Annotated in this window: 10 protein-coding genes; 4 read left to right on the top strand and 6 right to left on the bottom strand. The window is 62.0% G+C overall.

Going from position 1 to position 11,903, the window contains the following annotated elements:
- Positions 1-5 precede the first annotated feature (5 nt).
- Positions 6-362 (top strand): YbaN family protein, encoded by a 357-nt coding sequence (locus LG281_RS04465; protein ID WP_404404763.1) that lies wholly within the window; start codon positions 6-8, stop codon positions 360-362.
- Here the strand turns inward: LG281_RS04465 and LG281_RS04460 are convergent.
- The 5 genes from LG281_RS04460 to LG281_RS04440 all read right to left on the bottom strand — a co-directional run bounded on the left by LG281_RS04460 (position 359) and on the right by LG281_RS04440 (position 5,914).
- Positions 359-1,357 carry an ABC transporter permease gene (locus LG281_RS04460; RefSeq protein WP_404404761.1) on the bottom strand — a complete coding sequence of 333 codons (999 nt, stop codon included), beginning with the start codon at positions 1,355-1,357 and terminating at the stop codon, positions 359-361. The two genes, LG281_RS04465 and LG281_RS04460, sit on opposite strands and share 4 nt — an antisense overlap.
- Entirely contained in the window at positions 1,354-2,334 is a 981-nt protein-coding gene (locus tag LG281_RS04455; protein WP_404406619.1) for an ABC transporter permease, read from the bottom strand. The genes LG281_RS04460 and LG281_RS04455 overlap by 4 nt, the downstream gene beginning before the upstream one ends.
- 2 nt (positions 2,335-2,336) lie before the next feature.
- Positions 2,337-3,836, bottom strand: coding sequence for a sugar ABC transporter ATP-binding protein (locus tag LG281_RS04450; RefSeq protein ID WP_404404759.1), 1,500 nt, complete (start codon positions 3,834-3,836; stop codon positions 2,337-2,339).
- Between the two features lie 236 nt (positions 3,837-4,072).
- Positions 4,073-5,068 (bottom strand): rhamnose ABC transporter substrate-binding protein, encoded by a 996-nt coding sequence (gene rhaS, locus LG281_RS04445; RefSeq protein ID WP_404404757.1) that lies wholly within the window; start codon positions 5,066-5,068, stop codon positions 4,073-4,075.
- A gap of 45 nt (positions 5,069-5,113) precedes the next feature.
- Entirely contained in the window at positions 5,114-5,914 is an 801-nt protein-coding gene (locus tag LG281_RS04440; protein ID WP_404404755.1) for a DeoR/GlpR family DNA-binding transcription regulator, read from the bottom strand.
- A gap of 249 nt (positions 5,915-6,163) precedes the next feature.
- Here LG281_RS04440 and LG281_RS04435 point away from each other — a divergent pair, with 249 nt between their 5' ends.
- The 3 genes from LG281_RS04435 to rhaM are packed head-to-tail and all read left to right on the top strand — an operon-like array spanning position 6,164 to position 9,911.
- Positions 6,164-8,266, top strand: coding sequence for a bifunctional rhamnulose-1-phosphate aldolase/short-chain dehydrogenase (locus LG281_RS04435; protein WP_404404753.1), 2,103 nt, complete (start codon positions 6,164-6,166; stop codon positions 8,264-8,266).
- A 23-nt stretch (positions 8,267-8,289) separates the two neighbouring features.
- Positions 8,290-9,582 (top strand): L-rhamnose catabolism isomerase, encoded by a 1,293-nt coding sequence (gene rhaI, locus LG281_RS04430; protein WP_404404752.1) that lies wholly within the window; start codon positions 8,290-8,292, stop codon positions 9,580-9,582.
- 11 nt (positions 9,583-9,593) lie between these two features.
- Positions 9,594-9,911 carry an L-rhamnose mutarotase gene (gene rhaM / locus LG281_RS04425; protein WP_404404750.1) on the top strand — a complete coding sequence of 106 codons (318 nt, stop codon included), beginning with the start codon at positions 9,594-9,596 and terminating at the stop codon, positions 9,909-9,911.
- A 308-nt stretch (positions 9,912-10,219) separates the two neighbouring features.
- Here rhaM and LG281_RS04420 read toward each other — a convergent pair whose 3' ends face one another.
- On the bottom strand, positions 10,220-11,881 hold the full coding sequence (locus LG281_RS04420; RefSeq protein WP_404404748.1) for a glutaredoxin domain-containing protein: 1,662 nt from the start codon (positions 11,879-11,881) through the stop codon (positions 10,220-10,222).
- Positions 11,882-11,903 lie beyond the last annotated feature (22 nt).

The following is an 11,903-nucleotide window of genomic DNA, read 5'->3' as shown; positions in this document are numbered from 1 at the left end:
GCGCCATGCGCCGCATCTTCTGGATCAGCGCCGGCTGCACCGCGACCGCCCTTGGAATGCTCGGCGCCGTTCTGCCCCTCCTGCCGACGACGCCCTTCATCCTGCTTGCTGCCTTCTGCTTCATGCAGGGCTCCGAACGCCTGCACCGCTGGCTCGTAACCCATCGCATGTTCGGCCCGCTGATTCACGACTGGCAGGAAGCCGGCGCGATCTCCGCCCGGGCAAAGACGCTCGCCGTCGCAACCATGATCGCCACGCTGGCGCTTTCAGCAGCCTTTGGGCTCGCACTTTGGGTGCTTGCCATTCAGGCCGTCGTTCTGGCGTCTGCAGCGCTCTTCGTCCTGACCCGCCCGACCGCCTAACGGCGATTGCGGATACGTCCCGCAATGATCGGGATCGCGATCACCGTGATCAGCATCAGCCCCACAAAGATCGACATCACGATCCCCGGCACGTTCAAAAGCCCCAGCCCGAACGTCACCAGCCCCATGACGAACCCAGCGATCACCACCCCGAGGATGCTCCCGGAACCCCCCAGGATCGAGATGCCGCCGAGCACAACGATGGTCACCACCTCAAGTTCCCACGCAAATGCGATCGAAGGCCGTGTCGAACCAAGCCGCGACGTCAAAAGGATCGCGGCCATTCCGGCCATCAGCCCGGTCAGGCAGAAAAGCACGAACTTCACCCGCCGCACCCGGATCCCCGAAAACTGCGCCGCCATCGCGTTATTTCCGATGGCGAACACTGACCGTCCGAAGCTCGTCCGGTGCAGCAGAATGTAGAAAAGCACCGCCATCACGAGGAACAGCACGATCTCGAACGAGATCACCCAATAGACGTAACCCTGTCCGAAGAACGAAAAGCCCGACGGATACCCGCGATACGCCTGGTCCCCCAGAACGATATACGAAATGCCCCGAAAAAGGCTCATCGTCCCGATGGTAACGACGATCGATGGCAGGCCGAGCCCCGAGACCAGCAACCCGTTGAACGCCCCGCAGAGGACGCCGACCCCGAGTCCGATGGCAATGAGCACCGGCACGTCCACGCCGAACTGCGCCGCCGCCCCCATCGCGGTGGAGGCCAGCGCCAGAATACCAGCGACCGAAAGGTCGATCTCCCCCGAGATAATGACCATCGCCATCGCGAGCGCGATAATGCCCCGCTCGGTGAAATTGAATGTTGCGTCCGAAAGGCTCCACGGGTTGAGGAAGTAGGGCGTCGCAAGGCTGTTGAAGATGAAGATCGCGACCGCCACGAGCAGCAGCAGCATTTCCCAACTCTTGAGCGCCGCCTTTACGGGGCTCTCCAGCCGGTCGGGAATGGCACGGGGGGAAAGAGTGGTATCGCTCATGCTGCCACCTCCGCTTTTTTAAGGATAATCCGGCCCTTCTTGCGCTCGGCGCGGGCGTTGAAGATGACAGCGATGACGATGACCGCCCCTGAAATCGCCATTTGCGCAAACGGCGAGACATCGATCACCGGCAGAGCGTTCTTGACGACCCCGAGGAACAGAGCCCCGAGCACAGCCCCGGCCACTGTCCCGATCCCCCCAGCAATCGAAATACCGCCAATCACGCATGCCGCGACCACCTCAAGCTCGAACCCGCCCGCGATATCCACATAGGCGACCGCATAGCGCGACACCCAAAGGTACCCGGCAAGCCCGGCCACGAGGCCCGACACAACGAACGCGAAGAACCGCGTCCGCCCCACATCGATCCCCGTATAGACCGACGCGGTAGGATTGACCCCGACCGCATAGAACGACCGGCCCAGCGGCGTCCGCGTCATCAGCACGTAAAAGAGTGCGATAACGACGATCGCGATCCACGAAAAGACCGGCACCGAGAGGATGTCCGTTCGCGGGAATCCTTTGAACGCTGCGCTCATCTGGTGCGCGTTGACCCATTCGCCCGACGAGAGAAGGAAAATCGACCCACGGAAAATCGTCATCGTCCCCAGTGTCACGACGATGGAAGGAATATCGAGCTTCCAGACAAGCAATCCATTGATCGCCCCAAGCGCGGCCCCGCACGCAACGCCGACGACGATCAATGCCGGGATCGGAATGTCAGGAAACGCCGCGTTGATCATTGCGACGATCATGCCGCACAGCGCCAGATTGGCGGCAATCGAGAGGTCGATGCACCGGGTCAGGATAACCACCATCTGCCCAAGCGCCAGCATCATCAGGATCGAAGTATCGTCGAATACCCGCACGATGTTCCGCGGCGCGATAAAGCCGGGAAATCGCAGGGCGATCAGCCCCACGAGCACCGCGATGGCGGCAACCAGAATGAGTTCGCGATGTTTCAAAAGTGCTTGCACGGTCAATGATCCTCAATACCCGCGGCGGTGCGCACCAGCGTTTCGGCGTCGAGCGCGTCGCGCGTGAATTCTCCGGCCATCCGGCCTTCGCGCATCACAATCACCCGGTCCGACATGCCCATGATTTCCGGCAACTCGGACGAGACCATGATGACGCACAGCCCCTCGGCAGCCAGCGCGCTCATGAATGCGTGCACGGCGGCCTTCGAGCCGATATCGATGCCCTTGGTCGGTTCATCGAGAATGATGACCTTCGGCTGGGTCGCCAGCCATTTCGCGATCACGACCTTCTGCTGGTTCCCGCCCGAAAGCGTGCCCACGTCCTGGCTCAGCGACGACGCGCGCAAGTCCAGCCGCCCGGCATATTCCCGCGCCAGAGCGAATTCGCGCGCAAGGTCGAGAAAGCCGTTGCGAGACGTCTTTTTCAAAGAGGGTAGGGAGATGTTCTGGAAAATCGGCAGGCCGATCACCGCACCCTGGCGCCCGCGCTCCTCGGGTACATAAACGATGCCCTTTTCAATTGCGTCCGCCTCGCTTTTGGCCAGGGCCGGCTTGCCTTCGAGCGTCACCGTGCCGCCCGAGGGGCGTGTCGCCCCGAAAAGCGCCTGCATCAGTTCCGAGCGCCCCGCGCCAACGAGCCCATAGAACCCGAGGATTTCGCCGCGGCGCAGGGTAAAGTTAATGTCATCGAATTCGGTGGGGTGCGAGAGCCCTTTGACCTCCAGCACGGTCTCGCCGAGCGCGACGTCCTGCTTGGGGAAGACCTGATCAACCGACCGGCCCACCATCATTTGCACGAGCTTTTTCTGATCGGTTTCGGCCATGAGCCCTGAACCGACCATCTCCCCGTCGCGGAACACGGTGTAGCGGTCCGCGATGCGGAAGATTTCGTCGAATTTGTGCGAGATAAAAAGGATCGCCTTGCCGTCCTGCCGCAGCAAATCGACGAGCACGAAAAGCTCCTCGATCTCCTTGTGCGAGAGCGCGGCGGTCGGCTCGTCCATAATCACGATCTGCGCTTCTATCGAGAGCGCACGGGCCACAGCAACGAGGTGCTTGTTGGCGATGGAAAGATCCTTGAGCCGTGCGCCCGGATCGATTGGCGCGCCCATGCTCTTGAGAATGTCGGTAGCCTCGGCGCGTAGCGTTTTCCAGTCGACAAAGCCGACCCGGGTGCGTGGCGCGTGGCCCAAAAAGATGTTCTCGGCGACCGACAGCTCGTCGAACAGTACGGTCTCTTGATGGATGGCGGTAATTCCATGCTCGAGCGCTGCGTGCGCGGAGGGGAAATGTACCGGCTCGCCATCGAGCGTGATTTCTCCGGCGTCAGGCTGGTAGATACCGGTCATGATCTTGACCAGCGTCGATTTCCCCGCGCCGTTCTCGCCGACGAGCGCCGTGACTTGGCCTGGATAGAGCTCGAGCGCAATGTCGTTGAGCGCTTTGACGCCGGGGAACGTCTTGGTGATCCCCTCAAGGCGCAGGATCGGTTCTGCGGTCATCGTTGCTGGTTTCTCAGGTCTATTGAGCATTGTTGCTCCCAAATGCGCGCAGGTAAACCGTTGGTCGCGTTCCCCTTAAGCAGCTTCCTGCCCGCCGATGGAGGGCTTCGGCGTTTACGCAGGCATGGCTCCCCTTCTCCCCTAAGGGAGAAGGGGGCCGCTGCATGAATCTTGCATCATTGACGGTGAACGGAGGTGCAGAGCACGGAAGACCCGCGCTCCGCAACTTCCCACAATCAGAAGATCGTCTTGAACTGATCGATATTGCTCGCGTCATAGGTGAACGGCTCGGCCATCGCAGCCTGTCCGTCTTCGCCAATGGTCACTTCGCCCACATGCCCGATGCCGATCGTTGCGCCGGGCTCGGCGGTCGCCGCGTCGGTCGCAAGCGCATGAGCGATATAGGTCGCCGAATAACCCAGATCGATCGGGTTCCAGATCGCGAAGCTCTGCGATGCGCCGGACTCGATATGCCCGGCCATTTCAGACGGCAGGGCAAGGCCGGTCACGTTGATTTCACCAATCTTGCCAGCGTCGGTCACCGCCTGTGCTGCGGCCACGATGCCCACCGTCGTCGGCGCGATGATCGCGTCGAGATCGGGATAGGACTGAATCAGGCCTTGGGCTTCGCGATACGACTTGTCCGAAAGGTCGTCGCCATAAACGATGTCGACGAGTTCGATGCCTTCGTAGTTGGGCAGCACCTTCTGGGCTTCCTCGATCCAGATGTTCTGGTTTGTCGCGGTCGCCGTAGCCGAGAGGATGGCAACTTCTCCGCCATCGGGCAGATGGTCGGCAGCAAGCCGGATGATCGTGTCGCCGATCAGCTCATTGGACGACGGGTTGAGGTGCATTTCGCGGCCTTCAGGGGCAACGCCCGAGTCCCAGGAAATCACCGTTATACCGCGATCCATAGCCCGCTGCAGAGCCGGAACGAGGGCGTCCGGATCGTTGGCCGAAATCGCGATGGCATCGACCTGTTGGGCGATCAGCGTGTTGATCACTTCGATCTGCGCTTCCGCCGTCGGCTCGGTCGGGCCGGTATAGATGATTTCCACATCGCCGATTTCCTCGGCGGCGTCGCGGGCACCGGCAGCGGCGGCTTCGAAAAAGCCGTTGCCGAGCGATTTGACCACAAGCGCGATGCGCGTCTGGGCCTGTGCCGGAGCGGCGGCGGTCAGCATCGCTGCCGCAAGCGCTGTCGACGTGATGAGTGTCTTAACCAAGCTCATGAATGTCCTCCCTGGAGCGATTTGGTTGGTTTTCCGACGCCGGCTTTAGGCAACCGACGACGATTCTTTTGCCTCCGCGTCCGCAATGACGACCTTGACGCCTTCGTCTTCGAGCATCTGCCGGTCTTCGTCGCGAATGCCGCGATCTGTAATGACGGTATCGATCCGCCCGAGCGTGCACAGAATGAGGCTTGAGCGCTGTTTGAATTTCGAGGAATCCGCCAGAACGACCAGTTCGTCCGCCTGGCCGATCAGCTTCTGCTCGGCCTGGATGATCAGCGGATCGGCCTCGGTCAGCCCGTGCGGCCCCAGCCCCTGGGCGCCAATGAACATGCGCTGGGCGTAAAAATGCTTGGTCACATCACTCTCGAAGGGTGAGAGGATGATGTTCTGCTCGCGGTAAATCGTGCCGCCGGGCACGATGACGCTGTTCTTGGAGTGCGCGAGCAGGTGACTGGCGATGGGGAAGGAGTTGGTGAACACCTGCATCCGCCGCGCCGCGAGGTAGTGCACCATCTGGAAGGTGGTCGTCCCGCCATTGATGATGATCGATTCCCCGTCCTTGCACAGCGCAACCGCCTCCTTGGCAATCGCGCGCTTCAAAGGGGCGTTGATGCCCTCGTTAACGGCAAACGGACGTCCAATGAGCGAAGAGGTCGAAGGCGGCGTCAGCGCTTCCGCGCCGCCGCGCACGCGCCGCAGCCGGCCCTGCACATGCAGCGCCGCAATGTCCCGCCGGATCGTCGCTTCCGAGGAATCGGTCAGCTCAACGAGCTCGGCCACGGTGGCGACCGGCTTGCTCTGGACGGCGGACACGATCAGGCGGTGACGTTCTTTTTCGTGCATTTGGCTCCTCCTGCCGATCAACATCCGAGAGCATTCAATCAAAGTCAATCAAAATTTCTGTCAACCAGGCGTTTGACACTGCGGTTGTGCGCGGAAAAATCTCCGAAGTGTCGAGATTGTCAGCCGTGTGCGGTTAAAACTGCGCCGGTTTCGTGGTTTGTGGAAGTGACGGAAGTTGAGTGAAACTGATTGACTTTCGGCGTGCGGTCATGGAAATGAAGGACAATACCAAGATCCCGGGAGGACCAAATGGCTGATTCATTCGCGCCGGCGCGCCTTGAGAACCTGTGGGACGATGCCAGGGCCGCGTCCATGAGCGAAGCTGAGCGCCTCGTCTATCGCTCCAACCTTCTGGGTTCAGATAAGCGCGTCACCAATTATGGCGGCGGCAACACGTCCTCCAAGATTTTTGAAAAAGACCCGCTGACCGGTGAGGAGGTCGAAGTCCTCTGGGTCAAGGGCTCGGGCGGCGACGTCGGCACCATCAAGCGCGACGGCTTCGCGACGCTCTATATGGACAAGCTCCGGGCGCTCAAGGAGCTCTATCGCGGCGTCGAATACGAAGACGAAATGGTCGGCTACCTCCCGCACGCCACCTTCAACCTCAATCCCCGCGCCGCCTCCATCGACACTCCGCTGCACGCCTATGTGCCGCGCCCCTTCGTCGATCACATGCACCCCGACGCCATCATCGCCATCGCCGCGTCCAAGGATTCCAAAGCGCTGACACAGGAGATCTTCGGCGAGGAGATCGGCTGGCTCCCTTGGAAGCGCCCAGGCTACGAACTCGGCCTCTGGCTCGAAAAGTTCTGCCTCGAAAACCCCGAAGCCAGGGGCGTCATCCTCGAAAGCCACGGCCTTTTCACCTGGGGCGATACGCCCAAGGAATGCTACGAAACGACCATCGCGACCATCAATAAAGCCATCGCGTGGCTTGAAAAGAAAACCGAAAGCGTTCCCGCATTCGGCGGCGCGAACGTGGAATCTCTGCCCGAGGCCGACCGCCGCGCCATCGCCGCGCGTTTGATGCCCCGTATCCGCGGCATGATCTCGGCGGACAGCCACAAGGTCGGCCATTTCGACGACAGCGCCGCCGTCCTCGATTTCGTCAATTCGCAAAACCTCGAACCGCTCGCTGCCCTCGGCACTTCGTGCCCCGACCATTTCCTGCGCACGAAAATCCGTCCGCTGGTGATCGGGTTCGATCCGAAAAATCCCGACGTCGATACGGTCATCGCCAACCTCGAAAAGGACGTCGAAGCCTATCGCGCCGACTACGCCGCCTATTACGAGCGTTGCAAGCGCCCCGATTCCCCGGCCATGCGCGACCCCAACGCTGTCGTTTACCTGATGCCCGGCGTGGGCATGTTCACCTTCGCCAAGGACAAGGCCACCGCCCGTATCTCCGGCGAATTCTACGTCAACGCCATCAACGTCATGCGCGGCGCTTCCGCCGTTTCGACCTATCAAGGCCTGTCCGAACAGGAAGCCTTCGACATCGAATACTGGCTCTTGGAAGAAGCCAAACTCCAGCGCATGCCCAAGCCCAAATCACTGGCTGGCCAGGTCGCGCTTGTGACCGGTGGGGCAGGGGGCATCGGCAAGGCCACAGCCGCCCGGCTCCTGCGCGAAGGTGCCTGCGTCGTCCTCGCCGATATTGACGCGGGCGGCCTCGCCAACGCGCAGGACGAGCTTGCTGGCGCGTTTTCGAAAGACGTCGTGCGCACCGTCGAAATGAACGTCACGAGCGAAGATGCGGTCATCTCGGGCTTTGTCAGCGCCGCTGTGGAATTCGGCGGGCTCGACATCCTCGTCTCCAACGCCGGCCTCGCCTCCTCGGCGCCCATCGAGGAAACGACGCTCGCGCTCTGGAACAAGAATATGGACATCCTCTCGACGGGCTATTTCCTCGTCTCCCGCGAGGCGTTCAAGCTCTTCCGGTCCCAGAAGATCGGCGGCAATGTCGTCTTCGTCGCCTCGAAAAACGGCCTCGCCGCGTCCCCCAACGCTTCGGCCTACTGCACGGCCAAGGCCGCCGAAATCCACCTGGCGCGCTGCCTCGCGCTCGAAGGCGCGGGCGAACAGATCCGCGTCAACGTGGTGAACCCCGACGCCGTCCTGCGCGGCTCGAAAATCTGGACGGGCGAGTGGAAAGAACAGCGCGCGGCGGCCTATAAAATGGACACCGACGACCTCGAAGAACACTACCGCCAGCGCTCCATGCTCAAGCGCTCGGTGTTCCCCGAGGACATCGCCGAGGCCATCTATTTCCTCGCATCCGACATGTCGGCAAAATCGACCGGCAACATCATCAACGTCGACGCGGGCAACGCCCAGAGCTTTACGCGCTGATCGAGGCGAGGGAGGACAACATCATGAGTGAAACCGGCATCGCCAAAGACGTCATCGCAACACAAAACGCTGCAGCCTCGGCCCGTCTCGAAGCCGACTACGCAGCGCTTGGCGAACACCTCGACCGTCGCGGCATCGACATCGAAAAAATCACGGCAAAGGTCGGCACCTACGGCGTTGCTGTCCCCTCCTGGGGCGTCGGCACGGGCGGCACGCGCTTTGCCCGCTTCCCCGGCAAGGGTGAACCGCGCGACATCTTCGACAAGCTCGAGGATTGCGGCGTCATCCACCAGCTGACCGGCGCCACGCCGACAGTCTCGCTCCACATCCCCTGGGACAAGGCCGACCCTGCAAAGCTCAAGGAAAAAGCGAACGCGCTGGGCCTCGGGTTCGACGCCATGAACTCCAACACCTTCCAGGATTCCCCCGGCCAGCAGCATTCCTATAAGTACGGTTCATTGAGCCACACCGATGCCGCCACCCGCCAGCAGGCCATCGACCACAACATCGAATGCATCGAAATCGGCAAGGCCATCGGCTCGAAGGCGTTGACCGTCTGGATCGGCGACGGCTCGAACTTCCCTGGCCAGACCAATTTCACCGCCCAGTTCGAGCGCTACCTCGCGTCGATGAAGGAGGTCGCCAAAGCGCTCCCCAGCGACTGGCGCATCTTCACCGAACACAAGATGTACGAGCCGGCGTTCTACTCCACGGTCGTGCAGGACTGGGGCACCAACTACATGATTGCCCAGGAACTCGGGGATCAGGCCTATTGCCTCGTCGACCTCGGCCACCACGCGCCCAACGTCAATATCGAGATGATCGTCGCGCGGCTCATCCAGTTCGGCAAACTCGGCGGCTTCCACTTCAACGATAGCAAATACGGCGACGACGACCTCGACACCGCCTCGATCGATCCCTACCGCCTGTTCCTCGTCTTCAACGAACTCGTGGACGCCGAACAGCGCGGCGCGAAGAATTTCGACCCCGCGCATATGCTCGACCAAAGCCACAACGTCACCGACCCCATCGAAAGCCTGATGCAGTCCGCCATGGAGGTCCAGCGCGCTTATGCCCAGGCTCTCCTCGTCGACCGCAAGGCGCTCGCCGCCTATCAGGAGGACAACGACGCGCTGATGGCGAGCCAGACGCTCAAGACCGCCTTCCGCACCGATGTCGAACCCATCCTCGCCATGGCCCGCAAGCGTAAGGACGCTGCCGTAGACCCCATCGCGACCTACCGCGCCGCTGGTTACCGCGCCAAGGTCGCTGCCATCCGCCCTGAAAGCGCGGGCGGCTCGGGCGGCATCGTCTAGGGGCGAACACAATGAGCGAACGCATCGCCTTCCGCATGACCCTCAACCCCGGCCAGGCCGTCGAATACGAGCGCCGGCACGATGAAATCTGGCCCGAATTGGCCGAGATGCTCAAGGACGCCGGCGTCTCGGACTATTCGATCTGGCTCGACCCGGAAACCAACCACCTCTTTGCGACCCTCATCCGCTCCGACGACCATAAAATGGACGCCCTGCCGGACACCGAGATCGTCAAGCGCTGGTGGGCCATGATGGCCGACATCATGGAGACCAACCCGGACAATTCTCCTGTCCAGGTCGATCTCAAGCGCGTGTTCCAACTCGATTAGGGTGCAAGCCGGTCGAACCGTCTCGTTCTCCCGCCTCTGTCGCCACCTGTCCCCGCCTTCTCAGCCGTCATTCGCGGGCTTGACCCGCGGATCTGGCTGCACGTCCGCGAGCGCTTTGTAGAGGCCAGGCCGCTACAGCTTTATGCGTCCTCATCGGATCGGTTTTGTGCAGGGCATATCCCCACTCACACGTCATCGCCGGGCTTGACCCGGCGACCTCTGTGCCCATCCTCCGCACGGCGTGGAGGTGGAGGCACTTAGGTCCGCGGGTCAAGCCCGCGGATGACGACGGAGAGGCTGCTTTCTCGTCAGTTCACGGCCTTAGCGCTCAGTGCAGCCGTCTCTTCCGCGAGCGGGTAGCGCACCGCCAGCGTATCGGTCTCGAGCCGGTGTGCATCCATGAACCGTTCGACCTCCGGCTCCATCTCCGGGCGAACGACGGCGCAAAAGCGTTGCACCAGCCCGGCAAGCGCGCAGACGGTGATGAGATGCACGAGCGCCACCGGCCCGTAATGCGCGACGGCCGGCGCCACGAACCGGTGCGGCGTCACGAGCGGAATCTGTGCCGACACCCAGGCGAGCCGCAGCGCCGCCGTCTCCGCCGGTGTGAAGAGGCCACCCGGCACCGCATATCCCTTGGCCGCGTCGAATGCGTAGCGCACGCGCTCAACCGCCTTGCTCGTATCCCCACCTGCCCGAGCGGCGAGATAGGCTTCCACGGCAGCGAGATAATCGTGCCCCCGCACGATGGCGGACACCCGCGCCATCAGGTGCTTGAGTTCGGACGGTATGGGTGAATGTCCCCGGGGCTGCATGATCTCGCAGTAAAAATATGCATGCCGGGCCCGCAAATGCGACGGCCACAGCGATACCCATTCCGGCATCAACCCAAGCTCGCCGATAAGGTAAGCCGCAACCCCGCCAGCTTCGGCAACGACCGCCTCGTATTTCGCGATCATCTCCGCCATCGTCGGCCCACCCTGTGGCAGATCATGGTCGAGATTGGTCGATGTCCGATCGGTGCTCACGCCGTGTCGTCCGGCTTCGATCCCGTTGGCGTGCTCGGCCTTGGCTGCCCATTCGGCTTCCACCTTCACCCCGGTCATGTCGTTGAACGTGTTGAGAAACCCGAAAGCCGAGGCGATCATCGCCGTTCCCATGATGGCCTCATGCGCTTCGCATTTCGGGCCTCGCGCCTGGCTGGCCAGCGCTGTGATCCGCGCAAACGCGTCCGGCGCGACGGAATTGGTGGTGGCATGCGCCGCCAGGTCCGCAAGGGCCACCTCATAGGGTCCGATGGGAGCGTCGGGCGGCGCCTTGCCGTCCCGCGCCATATCGACGAGCTTCGCAATGCCCAGGGATGCGTCGCCCCCGGCCGCCGTCATATGCACCTTGCAGTAATTGCATCCATGGGCATTCGAGGTTGCAAACCCCGTCGCCATCATCACCGGCGGCCCCAAAATCTCCCGACCGGCGCCGATCGCGCCTGCGTTGTGGCAATAAACGAAGAGTTTGTAGCCCTCCGGCCAATGGTGCATGAAATAAAAGCAGTTCGGCCAGAACCCGAAAAAATCCTTGTAGAGCCGCAGGATCGGCCAGGCCTCCGGGTCGTCGTCATGCGTGCCGTCGCTCTCGGGGATCACCTCGCGTAGAACGAAATCCGTAGCCCCTTCGGCAAGCTCTTCATCCGCCGGCCCGTCGATCGGCAACCCGCCGTCCTCGATCTCATAAAGCGCCTCCAGCCGGCCGGCATCGGCGAGCGCGGCAAGATCCTCAGAGCCGTTGATATGACGCTCTCCGATAAAGATCTGCGGTACCGTCCCAACTCCGGAGAAATAAACGCTCGCATCCGCATTCCGCGCATTCGCGGTGATGTCGAGCGTCTGGTAGGGCAGGTGATGGGCGTCGAGCGCAGCCTTGGCGCGGGCGCAGTAAGGGCAATCGGGCTTGGTAAAAACGAGGATGCTCATGGCTCACTCCTTTGTCGTGCAT

Source organism: Pelagibacterium halotolerans (assembly GCF_044811015.1).
Classification (GTDB): Bacteria; Pseudomonadota; Alphaproteobacteria; order Rhizobiales; family Devosiaceae; genus Pelagibacterium; species Pelagibacterium halotolerans_A.
Note: the sequence above shows the minus strand (reverse complement) of the source record. Positions and strands in the feature narration are given on the sequence as shown.

Coding starts and splice junctions, on each gene's coding strand:
- LG281_RS04465 (WP_404404763.1), top strand. CDS start 6: ATGCGCCGCATCTTCTGGATCAGCGCCGGCTGCACCGCGACCGCCCTT.
- LG281_RS04460 (WP_404404761.1), bottom strand. CDS start 1,357: ATGAGCGATACCACTCTTTCCCCCCGTGCCATTCCCGACCGGCTGGAG.
- LG281_RS04450 (WP_404404759.1), bottom strand. CDS start 3,836: ATGACCGCAGAACCGATCCTGCGCCTTGAGGGGATCACCAAGACGTTC.
- rhaS (WP_404404757.1), bottom strand. CDS start 5,068: ATGAGCTTGGTTAAGACACTCATCACGTCGACAGCGCTTGCGGCAGCG.
- LG281_RS04440 (WP_404404755.1), bottom strand. CDS start 5,914: ATGCACGAAAAAGAACGTCACCGCCTGATCGTGTCCGCCGTCCAGAGC.
- LG281_RS04435 (WP_404404753.1), top strand. CDS start 6,164: ATGGCTGATTCATTCGCGCCGGCGCGCCTTGAGAACCTGTGGGACGAT.
- rhaI (WP_404404752.1), top strand. CDS start 8,290: ATGAGTGAAACCGGCATCGCCAAAGACGTCATCGCAACACAAAACGCT.
- rhaM (WP_404404750.1), top strand. CDS start 9,594: ATGAGCGAACGCATCGCCTTCCGCATGACCCTCAACCCCGGCCAGGCC.
- LG281_RS04420 (WP_404404748.1), bottom strand. CDS start 11,881: ATGAGCATCCTCGTTTTTACCAAGCCCGATTGCCCTTACTGCGCCCGC.